This window comes from Streptomyces corallincola, assembly GCF_019104725.1.
GTDB lineage: Bacteria > Actinomycetota > Actinomycetes > Streptomycetales > Streptomycetaceae > Streptomyces > Streptomyces corallincola.
On record NZ_JAHRXF010000019.1, the window covers coordinates 83,047 to 102,721 of the forward strand.

16 protein-coding genes and 2 pseudogenes are annotated in these 19,675 nt (G+C 70.6%); 10 read left to right on the forward strand and 8 right to left on the reverse strand.

Going from position 1 to position 19,675, the window contains the following annotated elements:
• Positions 1-5: 5 nt before the first annotated feature.
• From KUM39_RS14875 to KUM39_RS14885, 3 genes are all read left to right on the forward strand, one after another.
• Positions 6-950 carry an RluA family pseudouridine synthase gene (locus tag KUM39_RS14875; RefSeq protein ID WP_217786098.1) on the forward strand — a complete coding sequence of 315 codons (945 nt, stop codon included), beginning with the start codon at positions 6-8 and terminating at the stop codon, positions 948-950.
• Positions 947-1,414, forward strand: coding sequence for a GNAT family N-acetyltransferase (locus KUM39_RS14880; protein ID WP_217786099.1), 468 nt, complete (start codon positions 947-949; stop codon positions 1,412-1,414). The genes KUM39_RS14875 and KUM39_RS14880 overlap by 4 nt, the downstream gene beginning before the upstream one ends.
• Before the next feature lie 173 nt (positions 1,415-1,587).
• Positions 1,588-3,174 (forward strand): Na+/H+ antiporter, encoded by a 1,587-nt coding sequence (locus tag KUM39_RS14885; protein WP_217786100.1) that lies wholly within the window; start codon positions 1,588-1,590, stop codon positions 3,172-3,174.
• A 48-nt stretch (positions 3,175-3,222) separates the two neighbouring features.
• On the opposite strand, the gene KUM39_RS14890 is transcribed toward KUM39_RS14885, so the two are convergent.
• Positions 3,223-4,335, reverse strand: a complete 1,113-nt coding sequence (locus KUM39_RS14890) for a mechanosensitive ion channel family protein (protein WP_217786101.1) — start codon at positions 4,333-4,335, stop codon at positions 3,223-3,225.
• 110 nt (positions 4,336-4,445) lie between these two features.
• On the opposite strand from KUM39_RS14890, the gene KUM39_RS14895 reads away from it, so the two are divergent.
• Positions 4,446-5,030 (forward strand): dienelactone hydrolase family protein, encoded by a 585-nt coding sequence (locus KUM39_RS14895; RefSeq protein WP_217786102.1) that lies wholly within the window; start codon positions 4,446-4,448, stop codon positions 5,028-5,030.
• A 28-nt stretch (positions 5,031-5,058) separates the two neighbouring features.
• On the opposite strand, the pseudogene KUM39_RS28205 reads toward KUM39_RS14895, so the two are convergent.
• Positions 5,059-5,311 (reverse strand): annotated as a pseudogene (locus KUM39_RS28205) (PhoD-like phosphatase N-terminal domain-containing protein); the annotation flags it as partial.
• A gap of 174 nt (positions 5,312-5,485) precedes the next feature.
• On the reverse strand, positions 5,486-5,830 hold the full coding sequence (locus KUM39_RS14900) for a hypothetical protein (protein WP_217786103.1): 345 nt from the start codon (positions 5,828-5,830) through the stop codon (positions 5,486-5,488).
• Positions 5,831-6,126: 296 nt separating this feature from the next.
• Here KUM39_RS14900 and KUM39_RS28875 point away from each other — a divergent pair.
• Positions 6,127-6,249, forward strand: a pseudogene (locus KUM39_RS28875) (IS630 family transposase); the annotation flags it as partial.
• A 206-nt stretch (positions 6,250-6,455) separates the two neighbouring features.
• Here KUM39_RS28875 and KUM39_RS14905 read toward each other — a convergent pair.
• The 3 genes from KUM39_RS14905 to KUM39_RS14915 all read right to left on the reverse strand — a co-directional run bounded on the left by KUM39_RS14905 (position 6,456) and on the right by KUM39_RS14915 (position 9,461).
• On the reverse strand, positions 6,456-7,280 hold the full coding sequence (locus KUM39_RS14905) for a thioredoxin domain-containing protein (RefSeq protein ID WP_217786104.1): 825 nt from the start codon (positions 7,278-7,280) through the stop codon (positions 6,456-6,458).
• Between the two features lie 86 nt (positions 7,281-7,366).
• The gene (locus KUM39_RS14910; RefSeq protein WP_217786105.1) at positions 7,367-8,053 is read right to left on the reverse strand and encodes a hypothetical protein; all 687 of its coding nucleotides are present in this window, start codon (positions 8,051-8,053) and stop codon (positions 7,367-7,369) included.
• 82 nt (positions 8,054-8,135) lie between these two features.
• Positions 8,136-9,461 carry a DUF2252 domain-containing protein gene (locus tag KUM39_RS14915; protein WP_217786106.1) on the reverse strand — a complete coding sequence of 442 codons (1,326 nt, stop codon included), beginning with the start codon at positions 9,459-9,461 and terminating at the stop codon, positions 8,136-8,138.
• A 354-nt stretch (positions 9,462-9,815) separates the two neighbouring features.
• Here KUM39_RS14915 and dnaE point away from each other — a divergent pair, with 354 nt between their 5' ends.
• Complete coding sequence (dnaE, locus tag KUM39_RS14920; RefSeq protein WP_217786107.1) at positions 9,816-13,358, forward strand: DNA polymerase III subunit alpha; 3,543 nt, start codon at positions 9,816-9,818, stop codon at positions 13,356-13,358.
• Positions 13,359-13,545: 187 nt separating this feature from the next.
• Here the strand turns inward: dnaE and KUM39_RS14925 are convergent, their stop codons facing one another.
• Entirely contained in the window at positions 13,546-13,722 is a 177-nt protein-coding gene (locus KUM39_RS14925; RefSeq protein WP_217786108.1) for a hypothetical protein, read from the reverse strand.
• A gap of 236 nt (positions 13,723-13,958) precedes the next feature.
• Between KUM39_RS14925 and KUM39_RS14930 the strand changes: the two genes are divergently transcribed.
• The 3 genes from KUM39_RS14930 (at position 13,959) to KUM39_RS14940 (ending at position 17,700) form a co-directional block, all read left to right on the forward strand.
• Positions 13,959-15,188 carry an NYN domain-containing protein gene (locus KUM39_RS14930; protein ID WP_217786109.1) on the forward strand — a complete coding sequence of 410 codons (1,230 nt, stop codon included), beginning with the start codon at positions 13,959-13,961 and terminating at the stop codon, positions 15,186-15,188.
• 97 nt (positions 15,189-15,285) lie between these two features.
• The gene (locus KUM39_RS14935) at positions 15,286-16,476 is read left to right on the forward strand and encodes a helix-turn-helix transcriptional regulator (RefSeq protein WP_217786110.1); all 1,191 of its coding nucleotides are present in this window, start codon (positions 15,286-15,288) and stop codon (positions 16,474-16,476) included.
• A gap of 69 nt (positions 16,477-16,545) precedes the next feature.
• Positions 16,546-17,700 carry a helix-turn-helix domain-containing protein gene (locus KUM39_RS14940; protein WP_217786111.1) on the forward strand — a complete coding sequence of 385 codons (1,155 nt, stop codon included), beginning with the start codon at positions 16,546-16,548 and terminating at the stop codon, positions 17,698-17,700.
• A gap of 155 nt (positions 17,701-17,855) precedes the next feature.
• Here the strand turns inward: KUM39_RS14940 and KUM39_RS14945 are convergent, their stop codons facing one another.
• Positions 17,856-19,112: a helix-turn-helix domain-containing protein gene (locus KUM39_RS14945; RefSeq protein ID WP_217786112.1), complete on the reverse strand. Its 1,257-nt coding sequence runs from the start codon at positions 19,110-19,112 to the stop codon at positions 17,856-17,858.
• Between the two features lie 148 nt (positions 19,113-19,260).
• Between KUM39_RS14945 and KUM39_RS14950 the strand changes: the two genes are divergently transcribed.
• Positions 19,261-19,675, forward strand: a 415-nt coding sequence (locus KUM39_RS14950) for an ATP-binding protein (RefSeq protein WP_217786113.1), incomplete at its 3' end; no start/stop codon positions are given.

Sequence of the window (19,675 nt, forward strand, 5' to 3'; positions counted from 1 at the left end):
GACGGGTGAGCACGATTCCCGAGATCCGTACCCTGCCCGTGCCCGACGGCCTGGAGGGCGAGCGTGTGGACGCCGCCATCTCCCGGATGTTCGGCTTCTCCCGCACGAAGGCGGCCGAGCTGGCCGCGTCCGGCAAGGTGCAGGTGGACGGCGCCGTGGTCGGCAAGTCCGAGCGGGTGCACGGCGGGGCCTGGCTGGAGGTCGAGATGCCCCAGGCGCCCGCCCCGGTCCGGATCGTCGCGGAGCCCGTCGAGGGCATGGAGATCGTGTACGACGACGACGACGTGGTCGTGATCGTCAAGCCGGTCGGTGTGGCCGCGCACCCCTCGCCCGGCTGGAGCGGCCCCACCGTGATCGGCGGTCTCGCCGCCGCCGGGTACCGGATCTCCACCTCCGGCGCCGCCGAGCGCCAGGGCATCGTGCACCGCCTGGACGTCGGCACCTCCGGTCTGATGGTGGTCGCCAAGTCGGAGCGCGCGTACACCTCGCTGAAGCGCCAGTTCAAGGAGCGCACGGTGGACAAGCGCTACCACACGCTGGTCCAGGGCCACCCGGACCCGACCAGCGGCACCATCGACGCCCCCGTCGGCCGCCACCCGAACCACGACTACAAGTGGGCGGTCACCGCCGAGGGCAAGCCGTCGGTCACCCACTACGACCTCATCGAGGCGTTCCGCTCCGCGTCCCTGCTGGACGTGAAGCTGGAGACCGGCCGCACCCACCAGATCCGCGTCCACATGTCGGCCCACCGGCACCCCTGTGTCGGTGACCTCACCTACGGCGCCGACCCGACCATCGCCAAGCGGCTGCACCTGACCCGCCAGTGGCTGCACGCGGTCCGGCTCGGCTTCGAGCACCCCGGCGACGGACAGTGGGTGGAGTTCTCCAGCGACTACCCCGAGGACCTCCAGCGGGCACTGGACCGGGTCCGCGAGGAGACCTACGCGTGAGCACGGCGTACACCGTCCGCACCGCCGACGACCCCGCCGACCGCGAGAGCTGCTTCGCGGTGCGCAAGGAGGTCTTCGTGGTCGAACAGGGCGTCCCGCAGGACATCGAGTACGACGCGTACGACGCGACCGCGCTGCACGTGCTGGCCGTCCGGGACGACGGGGTGCCGCTCGGCACCGGGCGGCTGCTGCACGGCGCGGCGGCAGCCGGGAAGACCGGCGGTGACCCCTCGGTGGGCTCCCTGGGACGGCTCGCGGTCGCCCGCGAGGCGCGCGGTCTCGGCGTCGGCGTGGCCCTGGTGCGGGCCATCGAGGACGCGGCCCGCGCCCTCGGACTGACCGCGGTGGACCTGCACGCCCAGACCCACGCCACCGGCTTCTACGAGCGCCTCGGCTACGCGGCGTACGGCCCGGAGTACCTGGACGCGGGCATCCCGCACCGCTCGATGCGGCGCGCGGTCTGACGTACCGGAGGGCCGGGTGGTGTGATCCCGGTCCTGTCCGGACCGTGCGCGGACATGATCCGGTCCCGGCGGGGCACCGCCGTGATCAGGGTGGCGCAGACGGCCGCGCGGGGAACGGCGTGACAGGCTGGCGCCGACCCGCGAAGTGACCGTCGATCGGGGAGTGCCCGCCCGTGGACCAGTTGGCTCTGCTGTTCGTGCTGCTGCTCGGAGCCCTGCTGAGCGTCCCGGTCGGGGACCGGCTGGGACTGCCCGCGCCGGTGCTGATGACCGTGCTGGGCGGTGTGCTGGCGGTGGCCCGGTTCGTGCCCGACGTGGACATCCCGCCCGATCTCATCCTGCCCGCGCTGCTGCCCCCGCTGCTCTACGCGGCCGTACGGCGCACCTCCTGGCGGCAGTTCGCCGCCAACAAGCGGCCGATCTTCCTGCTCGCCGTCGCGCTGGTCTTCGTCACCACGCTCAGCGTGGCCGTTGTCGCGCACGCCATCGTGCCCGGCCTGCCGGTCGCCGCCGCCGTCGCGCTCGGCGCGCTGATCGCCCCGCCCGACCCGGTCGCCGCCACCGCAGTCGCCGGACGGCTCGGCCTGCCCCGCCGCCTGGTGTCCATCCTGGAGGGCGAGGGGCTGTTCAACGACGTCACCGCGATCGTGCTCTACCACGTGGCCATCGCCGCCGCCGTGAGCGGCGAGTTCTCGCCCTGGCGGGCCGGGCTCGCCCTCGTGCTGTCGGCCGTGGTCGCGGTGGTGATCGGGCTGGCGCTCGGCTGGGGCGCCAACCGGCTGATGGACCTGCTCGGCGACCCCACCCTCCAGATCGGCCTCACCCTGCTCGTCCCGTACGCCTCCTACGTGCTCGCGGAGGAACTGCGCGGCTCCGGGGTGCTCGCCGTGCTCACCACCGCGCTGTTCCTGTCCGAGTACGCCACCGGCGCCGACGACGTGATGACCCGGCTGGCCGGGCACACCTTCTGGGACATCATCGACACCCTGGTCACCGGGGTCGCGTTCGGGCTGATCGGCCTGGAACTGCACAACGCCATCCGGACGGCGGCCGGGCGCTGGGCCGAACTCCTCGGCTGGGCGGCGGCCGTCGCCGCGGTCGTCGTCCTGGTACGGCTGATGTGGCTCATGCCGGCGACCTGGCTGACCAAACGGCTGCACGCCCGGCGCGACTACGACGAGGAGATCCCGACCGGCTGGCGGGAGACCGTCGTGATGTGGTGGTCCGGGATGCGCGGGGTGGCCTCCGTCGCGCTGGCGCTGGCCGTGCCGCTCCAGGTGGACGACGGCTCACCCTTCCCGGACCGCGACGAGATCGTGTTCATCGCCTTCGGGGTCATCATCGCCACCCTCGTCCTCCAGGGCCTCACTCTGCCCTGGCTGGTGAAGCGCCTGCGGGTGCGCGCGGACTCCGAGCGGGAGAAGGCGTTCGAGAAGGAACTCGCGGTCCGCGCGGCCAAGGCGGCGAGGCGGCGGCTGCGGGAGATCGAACAGGTGGAGGAGCTGCCCGAGGAACTCTCCGAGCAGATGCTGCGCCGCGCCTTCGACATCGGCATCCGGATCAGCCCCGACATGGGCGAGGAGGAACGCCGCGAGGCGCACCGGCAGCGCGCGCGGCGACTCAAGCGCATCCGGCACATCCAGGGCGACATGCTCAGCGCCGCCCGGCACGAGGTGCTGGCCGCCCGCAGCGAGCCCGGCGCCGATCCGGAGGTGGTGGACCGGGTGCTGCGCCACCTGGACGTGCGCAGTCTGCGCTGAGGCCCCCTCCGGGTGTGGTCCGGAAGGGGCCTCGGTGGCGGGGAGGCGTCAGCCTCGGGCCGTGTGCGGGAGGTCGTACGCCTTGCGGAGCGTGGGCCGGTGGTCCCGCTCGGGGGCGTCCGCGCGGGGCGGGGGCACCGCCTCGCCGGTGTTGACGCGGGGCAGGGCGTACGGGTGGCTCTCGGTGAGCCAGGCGATCATCCGCTCGCGCACCGCGACCCGTACCGTCCAGATATCGTCCGCGTCCTTGGCGGTGACCAGGGCACGCACCTCGACGGTGTTCGCGGTGGTGTCGGTGAGGTTCAGCCCGTAGGAACGCCCGTCCCAGGCCGGGCACTCGCGCAGGATCTCCTTCAGCTTCTCCCGCATCTCCGCGACGGGCGCGCTGTGGTCGAGGTGCCAGAACACCGTGCCGGTCATCTGCGGGGTGCCGCGCGACCAGTTCTCGAACGGGTTGGACGTGAAGTACGACACGGGCATGGTGATCCGGCGCTCGTCCCAGGTGCGCACGGTCAGGAAGGTCAGGGTGATCTCCTCGACCGTGCCCCACTCGCCGTCCACCACCACGGTGTCCCCGATGCGGACCATGTCCCCGAAGGCGATCTGCAGCCCCGCGAACATGTTGGAGAGCGTGGACTGCGCGGCCACACCGGCGACGATGCCGAGAATCCCGGCCGACGCCAGCAGCGAGGCCCCGGCCGCGCGCATCGTCGGGAAGGTCAGCAGCATCGAGGCCCCGGCCACCACGATGACGACCGCGGAGACCACCCGCATGATCAGCTCCACCTGGGTACGCACCCGGCGCACCCGCGCCGCGTCCCGGTGGGCCCGCGCGTAACGGCTGTACGAGGTCTCCACGACCGCGCCCGCGATCCGGATCGCCAGCCAGGCCGCCGCGCCGATCAGCACCAGCGACAGTGTCCTGCCGATGCCGACCCGGTGCTCCTGGAGCAGCTGCGTCTGGTCGTACGAGCCTCTCAGCAGGGCCGTGCACAGCACGATCTGGTATGGCACGCGGGCGCGCCTCAGCAGCCCCCACAGGGGTGTCTCGCGGTTTCTCTCGTCGGCCTTGCGCAGCAGCCGGTCGGTGGCCCAGCCGATCGCCACGGTGATCAGCACGGCGCCACCGAGCACGATCAGGGGGCGAAGTACGTTCTCCATGCCTGCGCGCCTAACCGGAGTCGGCGGGTGATGAACATGTGACTTCCGGCGCCGAGCGGGTATCCGGTGGCGCGCGTCCCGGCCCGCGCCCCTGCTGGCACGATGGCCCCATGAACATCATGCTGTTTCACTCGACCTACGGTCTGCGGCCCGCCGTCCGCGAGGCGGCCGACCGGCTGCGCGCCGCCGGACACGAGGTGTGGACCCCCGACCTCTTCGAAGGGCGTACGTTCACCACGGTCGAGGAGGGCATGGAGTTCAACGAGTCCGTCGGCAAGGACGAACTCCTGCGGCGCGCGGTGCTCGCGGCGGCGCCGTACTCCGAACGCGGCCTGGTGTACGCCGGGTTCTCGCTGGGCGCGTCCGTCGCGCAGACCCTCGCCCTCGGTGACGAGCGGGCACGCGGACTGCTCCTGCTGCACGGCACCTCGGACATCGCGCCCAACGCCACCGCCGACGAACTCCCGGTCCAGCTGCACGTGGCCGAGCCCGACCCGTTCGAGACCGACGACTGGCTGAGCGCCTGGTACCTCCAGATGGGCCGCACCGGCGCCGACGTCGAGATCCACCGCTACCCCGGCGCCGGCCACCTCTACACCGACCCCGGCCTCCCCGACTGGGACGCGGAGGCCGCCGAGGCCACCTGGCGCGTGGCGCTCGGCTTTCTCGCCGAGATCGAGGACGCGCGGCCTTAGCGCGGGGGCGTCCGGCGCGGGCGCGGGCGACGGCGGAGCCCGGGGTGGCGTCGGCGCTCGGCGTCACCCGGGTCCACAGCAGGACACCGTCGGGCAGCGGGTCGCCGGAGGAGATGCCGCGCAGGAAGGCGGGCGCGTCCGAGGCGGCCCGAGCCGGCGGCGCGGCGACGAGCGGAGCGGCCAGGACAGCCGTCGCCGCCGTGGCCTTGACGATCGTACGGCGGCGCGGGAGCGCGAGTTGGCACCCTCGGAAGCCGAGTTGATCTATATCGACTGGTCACAGCACATCAGGTTACTGATTGGTGTGGTATTCGCGAGTGAGCTCCCGGATGCGCCCTTTGTTTCGTTTGGGTCCTCAGCCAACAGAGCGCCCCCTCGGACCCATTGAAGGAATTCCGAGAGGGCGATTCAGGAAACCGTGGAAACGGCCGGATGTCAGCTGACTCGGACGCCGGTCAACAGTGCTTCACCGTGCCCGACTTGAGGGCCAGGTGCCCGTTGTAGATCCATCCCTCGTTCACGCGGGTCCACTGGTTGCCGTAGCTGTTGACGACGAAGCACCAGGCGTTCAGGTCGAAGCCCGGCGCCATGCTCTGTACCGCCGTGCACTCCGACGCGGGCTCCTTGTACGCCTTCGCGCCGCCCACGACCACGACAACCCCGTTGGATATGTTGCTGGCCGACACGTGATCACAGGCTGCGGCGGCCGCCGTGCCTGCGGTCGCCACGTTCACCGCGACGCCGCTCATTGCCAGTGCGGTCGCCCCCAGCACCCCCGCCAGCTTCTTGCGGAATCCCATGCGTTTCCCCGTTTCCCTGACAAAGTGATCTTATGGAACCTCGATTCAATCGGATGTCGATGGAGCTGACTACAGGATTCTCGGAAAGGATCTGGCCGAAAATGATCAGGTTTGACGCATGGGTGCGGGTTGGCTGACCGCAGAATCACCCGATGCGGTGTCCCGGGGGGCAGTGGTCCGTCTTCTTCCCGCAGTCGTTCAGATCGTGTTCGTCCTGGGGTTGAGCGAGCTCGCGGCGTACGATCACCCGCGTCCCGTCCGGCCCCCTGTCCGGATCGAGCATGCTCGATTCCCATGAATGGGAGCGGCTGGATGGCGAGTTGAAGTCGGGACCACTCGCACGGGGATGGGGCGACGAGTTCCAGGGCCGGACGCTGAAACGGGTCAGGCCGCTGATCGGGCGGATGTTTCGCCTCGGGCCTTTCCGGTGATGCGATCAGATCGGCATGGCCATGTCCAGCTCGGGGCATCGGCGGTGTGGTGCCGGGACGAGATCAACGCGCATGTGGTCGAGGAGCTGACTGTCTGGTCGATGGAATCGACGAGTTCACCGAGCGGTTCGAATGGGAAGTGTCCTGGGCCGGAAGCCGGCCCAGGACACTTCCCATCTCTGTGGGCCGCGGAGCTAGGACTGAAGAGCCTTCTGTATTGCGGTATTGAAGTCGGGGACCGACATGGGGGCGTTCGTGCCGTCGCTGCCGGTGAGAATCTTGCCGTCCATGAGCAACGTCGGAGTTCCCTGGATTTTGTACTTCTTGCTGTCCGTGTCGAACTTGTCGTTCATCACCAGCGCCCACTTGTCGTAGGTGCCGTCCTTCACGTTCTTCTGGAACGCGGTGTTGTTCTTCAGGGTGCTCACGGTGTTCGCGACCTTGATCAGGTAGTCGTCGCTCTTGAACTTGTCGTCCTGCTCGTCCGGGTGGTATTTCGTCGAGTAGAGAGCGCTCTTGTAATCGAGGAAGGCCTCGGGGCTGACGTTCAGGGCCGCGCCCAGTGCGCTCAGCGCGTTCTTGGAGCCCTCGCCCGGGATTCGGTCGTCGAGGAAGGTGGCGCCGACGTACTGAATTTTGAACTCGCCTGCATCGAGATCCTTCTTGACCGTCGGGCCGACCGTCTGCTCGAACTGCGCGCAGATCGGGCAGCGCGGGTCCTCGAAGATCGTCAGGGTCTTCTTGGCGTCGGCCTTGCCGATGACGACCGTGGTGCCGTCCTTGCCCGAGGTGTTGGCGGGAGCGACGACGGGGGCGGTCTTGGCGGCCTCCCAGTGGCTGGGCTTGTTCGCCTGGACGACCGCGTAGCCTATGCCGCCCGCGAGGGCGAGGACCGCGACGACCGACCCGGCCACGACGACCTGGCGCTTGACCTTGGCACGCTTGGCCTGGCGCTCGCGCTCGACGCGCAGCCGCTCGCGCGCCTGCGACTTGGCCGCCTGGCTGTTCCTGCTGCTCATGTGGGATGTCTCCATGTGGGACGCGCGCACAGGGTGCGCGGAATGCGTATGGGGGACTCGGTGTGCGCCGGAGGGTGCCGCGCCGGTCAGGCGGGCACCGGGGCGGACGGCGGTCCCCGTCGTCCCAGGGAGTGCGCGAGAAGCAGGCCGCCCGTGCCGGGCGCGGCGGCCGAGGCGCGCGGGCGGGGCGCCCTGCGGACCAGGGGCCGTACGGCGACGGCGGCGACCGCGAGCAGCAGCGGCCGGAAGGTGGTCGTGGCCAGCGCGCGCAGGAACTGGGTCAGCGCCCGCTCGCCCCGGCGCAGCCAGGCCGCGGCCAGCAGCCCGACGCCCACGTGCGCGGCGAGCAGCAGCCAGGCGGTGGCCGGACCGGCGTGCGCGAACAGCGCGGCGGGCGCGTGACCGGGATCGGCCGCCACCCGCGCCAGCGGGGTGCCGACCGCGCCGCTGCACAGCACGTCCAGGCCGACCGCGTGCAGCGGACCCGCCACCGGGCCGCCCGCCGCGCCGTAGCAGGCGTGCTGGCCGGTGGTGAAGACGGTGTCCGAGGCCAGCTCCAGCGGCACCAGCAGGGCCGCGATACGGCCGAAGCCGCGCTCGCGGCCCGCCAGGGCGAACGCGGTGGCGAAGACACCCGCCGCGACGGCGGCCACGGCCGCGACGGGCAGCGGGGTCCGGGACAGCAGGACGTGCGACGCGGTGCCGAGCGTCACGACCACGGCCGTGAACAGGGCCGCGCGCACGGCTCTGAGGTGGGTCCCGGATATGTCCATAGCAGGGGGAGTGTGTCACGGGGCCCGGTAAGGGACCCCTAAAGGCTGGCTGTGCGTGACGGAGGGCGGTGCGTGCCGAAGATTACAGCCCCGGAATCCGCCCGTTGCGGAACAGGTCGAGGAAGATCTGATGATCGGCCCGCGCCCGTGCGCCGTAGCTGTGCGCGAAGTCCACCAGCAGCGGCGCGAACCCCTCCTCGTCGGCCGCCAGCACCGCGTCGATCGCCCGCTCGGTGGAGAACGGCACCAGGGACTCGCCGGACTGGTCGTCGGCCGCCGCGTGCATGCTCGCGGTGGCCCGGCCGAGGTCCGCGACGACCGCCGCGATCTCCTCCGGGTCGTCCAGGTCGCTCCAGTCCAGGTCCACCGCGTACGGCGAGACCTCAGCGACCAACTGGCCCTGGCCGTCCAGCTCGGTCCAGCCCAGCCACGGGTCGGCGTGCGCCTGGAGCGCGCGCTGCGAGATCACCGTGCGGTGCCCCTCGTGCAGGAAGTACCCCGCGACCGCCGGGTCCGTGATGTGCCGGGACACCGCCGGGGTCTGCGCCTGCTTGATGTAGATCACGACGTCGTTCTCCAGCGCGTCGCTGTGCCCCTCCAGCAGGATGTTGTACGACGGCAGCCCCGCCGAGCCGATCCCGATGCCCCGGCGCCCCACCACGTCCTTCACCCGGTACGAGTCCGGGCGGGCCAGCGAGGTCTCCGGCAGCGTCTCCAGATAGCCGTCGAAGGCCGCCAGCACCTTGTACCGGGTCGCCGCGTCCAGCTCGACCGAGCCGCCGCCGGGCGCGAACCGGCGCTCGAAGTCCCGGATCTCCGTCATCGACTCCAGCAGCCCGAACCGGGTCTGCGCGCGGGCGTCGCGCAGCGCGTCCAGCAGCGGACCCTCGGCGCTGTCCAGGGTGAACGGAGGCATCTCGTCGTCCTTGGCGCCGGTCGCCAGGGCGCGGACCCGCTCGCGGTACGCCTCCGCGTACACCGTGATCAGCTCGGTGATCTGCGCGTCGCTGAGCGCCTTGGCGTACCCGAGCAGCGCCACGGAGGCGGCGAAGCGCTTCAGGTCCCAGGTGAAGGGGCCGACGTACGCCTCGTCGAAGTCGTTGACGTTGAACACCAGGCGGCCGGACGCGTCCATGTACGTGCCGAAGTTCTCGGCGTGCAGATCGCCGTGCACCCAGACCCGCGAGGTGCGCTCGTCCAGGTACGGGCCGCCCCGGCGCTCGGCGGCCAGGTCGTGGTAGAAGAGGCAGGCCGTGCCCCGGTAGAAGGCGAACGCGGATGCGGCCATCTTCCGGAACTTCACCCGGAACGCGGCCGGATCGGCGGCCAGCAGCCGGCCGAAGGCGGTGTCGAGGACGGCGAGGATCTCCTCGCCGCGCTGTTCGTCGCCGAGCTGGGGAACCGACATCGGGGGGTGCCTCCTGGTGCGCGAGTGACGCGGTTGGTGCGGACGGGACATACCGGCCGATCAGGGCATTTCACGACCTGTCACGGCGGTGTCACCGCTGTCTCCAACGGGCGACGCGCCACGGGAGTGCCCGGTTCCCGGAGGCCGGGTGGCGGCCGTTTGTTTGATTGGCTTTGTCGGACCACCTCCCAACGTTGGGAGGTGGTTCCAAGATCGAGACGTGGGTCCGCGGGGGACCGCTCCCGCTGTCGGTGCCGGGGCATAGACTTCGACGCTGTCCCCCGGAGTGCGCGCCAGTCACATCAGCCCCGGCCGGACCACCGCAGCCGCCCGCTCTCCCTGGAGGCCGAAACCGTGTCGAAGCCGCCGTTCACGCACCTGCACGTCCACACCCAGTACTCGCTGCTGGACGGTGCCGCGCGGCTCAAGGACATGTTCGACGCCTGCAACGAGATGGGCATGACGCACATCGCCATGTCCGACCACGGCAACCTGCACGGGGCCTACGACTTCTTCCACACCGCGAAGAAGGCGGGGGTCACCCCGATCATCGGCATCGAGGCGTACGTCGCGCCCGAGTCCCGGCGCAACAAGCGCAAGATCCAGTGGGGCCAGCCGCACCAGAAGCGGGACGACGTGTCCGGTTCCGGCGGTTACACCCACAAGACGATGTGGGCGGTCAACAGCACGGGCCTGCACAACATCTTCCGGCTCTCCTCCGACGCGTACGCCGAGGGCTGGCTCCAGAAGTGGCCGCGCATGGACAAGGAGACCATCTCGCAGTGGTCCGAGGGCGTGGTGGCCTCCACCGGCTGCCCCTCGGGCGAGGTGCAGACCCGGCTGCGGCTCGGCCAGTTCGACGAGGCCATCAAGGCGGCCTCCGACTACCAGGACATCTTCGGCAAGGACCGGTACTTCCTGGAGCTGATGGACCACGGCATCGACATCGAGCACCGGGTCCGCGACGGCCTGCTGGAGATCGGCAAGAAGCTCGGCATCCCGCCGCTGGTCACCAACGACTCGCACTACACCTACGCCCACGAGGCGCAGGCCCACGACGCGCTGCTGTGCATCCAGACCGGCAAGAACCTCTCCGACCCGGACCGCTTCAAGTTCGACGGCACCGGCTACTACCTGAAGTCCACGGACGAGATGTACGCCATCGACTCCTCGGACGCCTGGCAGGAGGGCTGCGCCAACACCCTCCTGGTCGCCGAGATGGTGGACACCACCGGCATGTTCCAGGAGCGGAACCTGATGCCGAAGTTCGACATCCCGGACGGCTTCACGGAGATCACCTGGTTCAAGGAGGAGGTCCGCCGGGGCATGGAACGCCGCTTCCCCGGCGGTGTCCCCGACGACCGGCAGAAGCAGGCCGAGTACGAGATGGACGTCATCATCCAGATGGGGTTCCCGGGGTACTTCCTCGTCGTCGCCGACTTCATCATGTGGGCGAAGAACCAGGGCATCGCGGTGGGCCCCGGCCGTGGTTCGGCGGCCGGTTCGATCGTGGCGTACGCGATGGGCATCACCGACCTCGACCCCATCCCGCACGGCCTGATCTTCGAGCGGTTCCTCAACCCGGAGCGCGTCTCCATGCCGGATGTCGATATCGACTTCGACGAGCGCAGGCGCGTGGAGGTCATCCGGTACGTCACGGAGAAGTACGGCGCCGACAAGGTCGCCATGATCGGCACGTACGGCAAGATCAAGGCGAAGAACGCCATCAAGGACTCGGCGCGCGTGCTGGGTTACCCGTACGCGATGGGCGACCGGCTCACCAAGGCCATGCCCGCCGACGTGCTCGGCAAGGGCATCGACCTCAACGGCATCACCGACTCCTCGCACCCGCGCTACAGCGAGGCGGGCGAGATCCGGGGGATGTACGAGAACGAACCGGACGTGAAGAAGGTCATCGACACCGCCAAGGGCGTCGAGGGCCTGGTCCGGCAGATGGGCGTGCACGCTGCCGGTGTGATCATGTCCAGCGAGACCATCACCGAGCACGTCCCTGTGTGGGTCCGCCACACGGACGGTGTCACCATCACCCAGTGGGACTACCCGAGCTGCGAGTCGCTCGGCCTGCTGAAGATGGACTTCCTGGGTCTGCGCAACCTGACGATCATGGACGACGCCGTCAAGATGGTGAAGTCCAACAAGGGCGTCGAGATCGACCTGCTGAGCCTCCCGCTCGACGATCCGACGACCTTCGAACTCCTCCAGCGCGGCGACACCCTCGGCGTCTTCCAGTTCGACGGCGGCCCGATGCGCTCGCTGCTGCGGCTGATGAAGCCCGACAACTTCGAGGACATCTCCGCCGTCTCCGCGCTCTACCGTCCCGGCCCGATGGGCATGGACTCGCACACCAACTACGCGCTGCGCAAGAACAAGCTCCAGGAGATCACCCCGATCCACAAGGAGCTGGAGGAGCCCCTCACCGAGGTCCTGGACGTCACCTACGGTCTGATCGTCTACCAGGAGCAGGTGCAGAAGGCCGCCCAGATCGTCGCCGGGTACTCCCTCGGCGAGGCCGACATCCTGCGCCGCGTGATGGGCAAGAAGAAGCCCGAGGAACTGGCGAAGAACTTCACCATCTTCCAGACCGGCGCGCGCAAGAACGGCTACAGCGACGAGGCGATCCAGGCCCTGTGGGACGTACTGGTCCCGTTCGCCGGTTACGCGTTCAACAAGGCGCACTCCGCCGCGTACGGCTTGGTGTCGTACTGGACCGCCTACCTCAAGGCCAACTACCCGGCCGAGTACATGGCGGCGCTGCTGACCTCCGTCAAGGACGACAAGGACAAGTCGGCGATCTACCTCAACGAGTGCCGCCGCATGGGCATCAAGGTGCTCCCGCCGAACGTCAACGAGTCGGTGCACAACTTCGCCGCCCAGGGCGACGACGTGATCCTCTTCGGTCTGGGGGCGGTGCGCAACGTCGGCACCAACGTGGTCGAGTCGATCATCAAGAGCCGCAAGGCCAAGGGGAAGTACGCCTCCTTCCCCGACTACCTCGACAAGGTCGAGGCGGTCGCCTGCAACAAGCGCACCACCGAGTCGCTGATCAAGGCGGGCGCGTTCGACACGATGGGCCACACCCGCAAGGGCCTCACCGCGCAGTACGAACCGATGATCGACAACGTGGTCGCGGTCAAGCGCAAGGAGGCCGAGGGGCAGTTCGACCTCTTCGGCGGCATGGGCGACGAGGCGGCGGCCGGTGAACCCGGCTTCGGACTCGACGTCCAGTTCTCCGAGGACGAGTGGGACAAGACGTATCTGCTCGCGCAGGAACGGGAGATGCTCGGCCTCTACGTCTCCGACCACCCGCTGTTCGGTCTGGAGCACGTGCTGTCCGACAAGGCGGACGCGGGTATCGCCCAGCTCACCGGCGGCGAGCACGCGGACGGCGCGGTCGTCACCATCGGCGGGATCATCTCCGGCCTCCAGCGCAAGATGACCAAGCAGGGCAACGCCTGGGCCATCGCCACCGTCGAGGATCTGGCGGGCTCCATCGAGTGCATGTTCTTCCCCGCGACCTACCAGCTCGTCTCGACCCAACTCGTCGAGGACGCCGTGGTGTTCGTCAAGGGGCGGCTCGACAAGCGGGAGGACGTGCCCCGGCTGGTCGCGATGGAGCTCCAGGTTCCGGACCTCTCCAACGCGGGCACCAACGCGCCGGTGATCCTCACCATCCCGGTCACCCGCGTCAGCCCGCCCATGATCAGCCGCCTCGGGGAGATCCTCACCCACCACCGGGGCGACAGCGAGGTCCGGATCAAGCTCCAGGGCCCGCGCAAGACGACGGTGCTGCGGCTCGACCGGCACCGGGTGAAGCCGGACCCGGCGCTGTTCGGTGACCTGAAGGTGCTGCTGGGCCCGTCGTGCCTGGCGGGGTGAAACGCCGCCGTACGAACGCCGCGTGAACAAGGGGCGCACCCGAGTGGGGTGCGCCCCTTCTCACGCATACGCACCATGCACGATCAACGCGGTGGCACCGTGGAATCGACGCGGAACGCGGGACCTTCGCAGAATGCGGGCGTCAACTGCCCATGAAGTCGGCCCGGAAGTCGGCCCGAAAGTCGGCTCAGTTGTGGCCGAAGCGCTTCTGCTGCTTGCGGGCGGCGGCCGAGGGGCTGCCGGTGGCGCCCGCGAGCGGGGCCTCGTGCTCCTCGGTGGTGCGCTGCGCGCGCTCGGCGCCCTGCTCGGACTGGGCGGCGCGGTTCTGGGGGCCGTTCTGCTTGCGGTTCTTGTTCTTGGCCATGATCTGCCTCCTGAAGGGGGATCGTGGGGGGCCAGGACCGAAACCAGATTCACATAGGCTGATATCAGGCGCATGTCGGATAATTACCGTGTGTGACAGGGGTGGTGGGCGGACGCCCGCCGCAAACGCCACGCCGAAGATCGAGTTCGGGCCGTTAACCCCCGCGTGGTCGGGCAGACTCGAAGGAAGCCAACGAACAGCCGACATACAGAGCCTCGGGGAAGAGGGTGAGTCGCGTGGACCGCTGCATCGTCCTGGTGGACGCCGGGTATCTGCTGGGCGCCGCCGCGAGCCTCCTCGCCGGTGAGCCCTCCCGCTCCCGGATCACCGTCGATCACGCCGCGCTGATCCAGGGGCTGCGCGAGCGCGCCGAGGCCGAGACCCAGCAGCCACTGCTGCGCATCTACTGGTTCGACGGCGCCCCCGACCGCGTGCCCCAGCCCGAGCACCGGCGGCTCCGCGTGATGCCCAGAGTGACCGTCCGGCTCGGCGCCCTCACCCGCAGTGACGGTCGGTGGGCGCAGAAGGGCGTGGACGCCGCGATGCACGCCGAGCTGACCGAACTCGCCCGCAACCGCGCCTGTTCCGATGTCGTCCTGGTGACCGGCGACGGTGATCTGCTGCCGGGCATGATGGCGGCCAAGGAGCACGGAGTCGCCGTACACCTGTGGGCGGTGCAGGCCGCCGACGGCGACTACAACCAGTCCGAGGACCTGGTCGCCGAGGCCGACGAGCGGCGTGTGCTGGACCGGGCCTGGATCACCCAGGCCGTCCGCGCCAAGGAGCACGCCGGGGTGTGCGCCCCGCCGCCCGTGCCCCGGCCCGAGATCGCCGCGATCCTCTCCGCGCCGCTGCCCGAGTCCGCCCCGTCGTCCGCGCGGCCCGCCGAGCACCCCGAAGACGAGCCCGTCCGCCCGGCCGCCCCCGACACACCCGAGCACGGGGCACGGGAGCGGGTGCCCGCGCCCGCCAAAGGCGTCCCCACCCCCAAGGACCTCGCCGCCCTGCGCGCGCCCGGCCCGCACCCCGTGCAGCAGCCGGGCAGCGCGACCCTGAGGTGGTCCTCGGACAAGGGCTGGGTGGACCGCCCCGGCACGGCCGCCGAGCCCCCCGAGGCCGCCGCCATGCCCACCCTCGCCCAGCTCACCACCGCCGAGCAGCGCTGGGCCGACCGCGAGGAGGACATCACCACCGTCGGCGGCGACCCCTACGAGGTCGGCCAGGTCTTCGCCCGCCGCTGGATGTCCCGCCTCGGCGACCAGCACCACCTCCAGAAGCTCTCCACCATGTACCCCCGCATCCCCCACCGCGTGGACGGCGAACTCCTCCGCTACGCCGCCCGCTTCGGCCTCCTCGCCCACAAGGACGACCAGATCGACGAACATGATCGTTACGCCATTCGGGCGGGGTTCTGGCGCGAGATGGATGTCCCGGCGGGGGCGGAGCACGCGTCCGCGGGGGAGTGAGGAGCCCGATGTCCGGGCGGGGGAGTGCGCGCGCGGGTCGGCTTCGGCGCGGGGCCGATTCCTCGCCGGGCGGAGTCCGTACGGGGGTGGGGGCATCGTGGCCGACCAGGATCTCGGCGGGAACCTGGCCCGCCTGCGCCGGTCGGCGTCCCTGACCCGGGCGGAACTGGCCGAGCGCTCCGGGGTTCCGGTGGAGGTCATCCACCGGCTCGAACAGGGACGCGCCCACTCGGCGCGCCTCCCCGTGCTGCACGCCCTGGCGAACGGCCTCGACGTGGAGCTGACCGCGCTGCTCGGCGACCCGCCCGCCGTCCCTGCCGAGGGGCCGCGCTTCGTCGCCGTACGACGCGCCGTCATGCCCGTACTGGGGGCGCCCTCGCAGCCGCCGGGGGAGGGTTTCTCGCTGGACCGCTTGCGCGAGCGGACAGCGGACGGCTGGACCCGTTACCACGCGGCCGAGTTCGACACCGTGCTGGAGGCGCTGCCCCACCTGATCGCGGAGGCCCGCTCCGCCGCCGTGACCGACGCCGCCGGACACGGGGCCCTGGCGAAGGCGCTCCAGCTCGCCGGGCACGTGGCCGTCCGCACGGGCAGTACCGATCTCGCCCTGACGGCCCTGGAACGCGCCGTGGACGCGGCCGAGCGGTCCGCCGATCCGCTGCTCCGGGCCGTGGTCGTGAACTCCGTCGCGTGGACGTACCAGCGCCAGGGGCGGCTGGAGGACGCGCTGTACATTGCGCTCGGCGCCGCGGAGACGCTGCGCGACGGCGGCCACACCGGCACGGCCGACGGGCTCAAGGTCTGGGGCGCGCTGACGATGAGTGCCGCCACCTCGGCGGCCCGCAGCGGCGACCACGACCGCGCGGCCGGTCTCATGGCACGCGCCGAGACCGAGGCGGCCCGTGTCCCCGCGCTCCCCGCCGCCGGTGACCCCCGCAGGGTGAGCGTCTTCAGCACGTCATCGGTACGCATCGAACGCGTCCGCCTGGCCGTGCAGTTCGGGCACCCCGAGGAGGCGTTGCACCTGGCGAAGGGGCTGCGGCTGGCAAGCGACACCCCGCCGTCCTGGCGCACCTGGCTGCTGCTGGACGTCGCTCGGGCCCACACGGATCTGGGGCACGGGGCTCGCGCGGTGCGGGTACTGGAGTCCCTGCGGCGAATCGCGCCCGCGTGGATGCGGCATCACACGTCGGCCGTGGGCATCGTGCGGGATCTGGAGGAGCTGGAGGATCGGCCGCCGGGGGTGGGGGAGTTGGCGGAGTTTCTGGGGGTGAGGGGCATCAACTGATTTGATCTGAAGCTTCCTTGAGCACGCGCACGCAGCAGTACCGTGGTGACGGATGAGGGAGGGCAGTCCATGCCCGGTGAACACGGACTCGGAGACCGGCTGCGTGAGATCAGGAAGCAACGCGGCCTCTCATCAAGAGAATTGGCGCGGGCTTCGGGGGTCAGCCATTCGCTGATCACGAAGCTCGAACAGGGTGTGGTCGCGGATACGCGGATGGAGACCGCCCGGAAGCTGGCCAGTGCGTTGCGGGTGCCGACGACCTCGTTGGTCACGCGGGCGCCTGCCGAGCCGTACCCCGCTCCCGAGCCGTGGCAGGCGCTTCAGCATGCCGTGGAGCGCCCGGCCGAGCAGCCCGAGGAGGAGCCGACGACCCGAGGTGTGCTGGACGGCTTGGAGGCTGTTCGGGCGGCCCACTTCGGCAAGCGGATGCGGGAGGCGGTGGACCTCCTGGTGCCGCTGCTGCGGGACGCGGAAGCCCTCGGGGACGCACCGGCCGCGCGGGCGGCGCGTGCCCAGCTGCTCCAGATCGCCGGTTCGACGCTGACGGGCGCCCGCCAGTACGCCGCCGCCGAGACGGCGTTGCGCCGCGCTTTGGACGAAGCCCCGGACCGCCTCAGGGCGGCGAGCGTCATCACCACCTGGTCCTGGCTGCTGGTCCGCCAAGGACGCTTCGACGCCGCTCGTGACCTGGCGGTGAAGTGGGCGGACGACGCGGAGCCCCGGCTGTCCCGCGCGACCGGCGAGGAGATCGCGGCCTGGGGGTGGCTGCTCATCCAGGGACAGGCGGCCGCCCTCCGGGACAACCGGGGCGGGGAAGCCGCCGACATGCTGCGCCTCGCCCGGTCGGCTGCCGTGGCCACCGGGCCACTGGGCGACGGTGACGTGCGCCTTGCCACCTGGGGGCCCGCCACGGTCGCCTACAAGGCCGCCGAGCAGGGAGTCGTGACGGACAGACCGGACCAGGTGCTGGAGATCGCCTCCCGGATGAAGGGCGGTAAGGGCTCCGAGTACCACCGCCATCGGCTGGACGTGGCGAAGGCGTACACCATGACCCGGCAGCACGGCCGCGCCTTGGAAGTGCTGGGCGAAGTCGCGGCCGAGGCGCCCGAGTGGATCGCCGAGCAGCCGTACGCCCGAGACACGCTTGCCGACACGATCGCCCGACGCCGCACCCTCACGAACGAGACGCGTCAACTTGCCGACCTGATGGGTCTCCCGCTCTGAACTTCCCTGTTCATATGTGTTGCTGGTGCCAGGTCAGGCTGTTCTCACTTCGCGTGTGATCCGCCCGCGTTCCGCCGAATTGTTCTGTGGCGGCCTGGTTCGCTTGCGCAGGTCCGCCAAGTGCGCTCCGAACGGGCGTTGTTCCGCTGGGCCGTTCATGGGACGGTCAGCAACAAGTGGCCGTAGTCGTTGAGCACTTCGCGTGCCTCGGGTACGTCCTCGAATTCCCTCAGCCGGTGGAGAACCTTCCGGGCCCGGTCCGCCGTGCGCTCCGATGAGAGGTCTCCGGACGTGTCGATGACACGACGAGCCTCTTCGGCGGCTTGCTCGGGCTCGTTCGCGTCTGCCAGCGCCACGGCGAGCCATGACCGGTAAAGGGCCATTTCCCGAGCGTGGGTGGCGTCATAGCGCGCCAGCACCTCCTGGAGCAGCGGCACCGCGCGCAGCGGACGGCGTAGCTCGGTGAACACCCGCGCGTCCATGACCTCCAGTTCCTCGCGGTTCACCCAGTACGCCCATGAGGGGGCCGGGGGGCCGCCCGTGAAGTCCAGAGCGGCGTGTGCCTGGCCCAGCGCCCGCAGAGCTGACTGCGACTCCCCGGTACGGGTATGCGCCCAAGCCACACGGTCCAGGAACAGAGCGCGCGCCACGGCCGGCGCGTCCGGCCCGGCCTCCGCCACGGCTGCCTTCGCCAACTCCAGGCCTTCCTTCTCTCGGCCCGTGTTCGTCAGGTGGTAGCCGAGGCTGCCCGCGAGCTGTGCCACGAGGGGCGCGTCCCCGGCCTGCCGGGCGGCCGAGATACCGATTCGGTAGGCCCGTTCCGCGTCCCCGCCGCGCCCCGCGTCCGAGGCGATCCACCCGACGATCTGGCCCAACTCCCCGATCTGGACCAGCAGCCCACCCCCGGTCTCCTCGGAGTGCTCGGACTCTCGGTACAGCCGAATGGCAGCCCGCAGTTCACGGAAGGCGGGGGCAATCAAGTCCCCACCCGACAGCACGTCATCCGCGAGCCGGAGGCCATGTACGCGAGCCGCCAAGTCGTCCACAGCGGTGGCGCCGATCCGACGGCCGGATGGGGCTGCCAGGGCCTCCAAGGCGTCTCCGTCGGGCAACAGGTCCGCCAGGGTGGCCGTGATCCCAGGAAGGGTGATCCGGGCGTCACCCCGCGCGTAGGCGGCGGCCTGTTCCAACTCGGGCAGGGGCACTCCGAGCAACTGGGCGAACGCAGGCAGCCATACATCCGGGACGCGTCCGCCCCGCTCCCACCGGGAGACCTCGTTCCGGGTGAGCGACTGCGCGCCGGACACGGCGCAGAGTGCGGCGGCGAACCGACTTTGCGAGCGGCCGGAGTGCCGCCGCAGACCGGCGAGGTACGCCCCGAACTCACGGCGCCGCTCAGTGGTGTTGCTCATGTGGCCCCCTCGGTCTCCAGTGTGGCCCCTCCCTGGCCCCCTGTGTGGCTCCTCCGTGCGATCACGCCCTCCGGTTGTCTGGACCCACAGCGCCCCGGCGGTCGTACGCGCCGCTCCGGGCTCGGCCGCTCCGAGGAGGCAGACCGTCATGCAGCAGCCCACTACTCGGGTACGTCCGACCGGGCATCCCGGTTACAGCCAGACCCTGCCCAGGCAGCCGGAGAGTGCTGGTGTGGCTCGGCGGTTGGTGTGGGCCGCCTGTGCTGTGTGGGGGATGGAGGGACTGGCCGAGGATGCCGCGCTCGTCGTGTCCGAGCTGGTGGGCAATGCCGTGCGGCATGCGCGGCGGGAGTCGGTCAGGGTGGTGGTGGAGCGGCCCGCGCCCGGCACCGTTCGGGTCGCCGTCTCGGACTTCTCCACGCGGGTGCCGGAGCTGTGCGTGCCGGGGGCGGGGGCCGACGGCGGGCGGGGGCTGTTGCTTGTGGCGGGGCTCTCCGTGCGGTGGGGGGGGGGGGGGGGGGGGGGGGGGGGGGGGGGCCCGGGCGGGGGGCGCGGGCGGGGGG

Coding starts and splice junctions, on each gene's coding strand:
- KUM39_RS14940 (WP_217786111.1), top strand. CDS start 16,546: ATGCCCGGTGAACACGGACTCGGAGACCGGCTGCGTGAGATCAGGAAG.
- KUM39_RS14910 (WP_217786105.1), bottom strand. CDS start 8,053: ATGGACATATCCGGGACCCACCTCAGAGCCGTGCGCGCGGCCCTGTTC.
- KUM39_RS14890 (WP_217786101.1), bottom strand. CDS start 4,335: ATGGAGAACGTACTTCGCCCCCTGATCGTGCTCGGTGGCGCCGTGCTG.
- KUM39_RS14900 (WP_217786103.1), bottom strand. CDS start 5,830: ATGGGATTCCGCAAGAAGCTGGCGGGGGTGCTGGGGGCGACCGCACTG.
- KUM39_RS14915 (WP_217786106.1), bottom strand. CDS start 9,461: ATGTCGGTTCCCCAGCTCGGCGACGAACAGCGCGGCGAGGAGATCCTC.
- KUM39_RS14925 (WP_217786108.1), bottom strand. CDS start 13,722: ATGGCCAAGAACAAGAACCGCAAGCAGAACGGCCCCCAGAACCGCGCC.
- KUM39_RS14895 (WP_217786102.1), top strand. CDS start 4,446: ATGAACATCATGCTGTTTCACTCGACCTACGGTCTGCGGCCCGCCGTC.
- KUM39_RS14905 (WP_217786104.1), bottom strand. CDS start 7,280: ATGAGCAGCAGGAACAGCCAGGCGGCCAAGTCGCAGGCGCGCGAGCGG.
- KUM39_RS14945 (WP_217786112.1), bottom strand. CDS start 19,112: ATGAGCAACACCACTGAGCGGCGCCGTGAGTTCGGGGCGTACCTCGCC.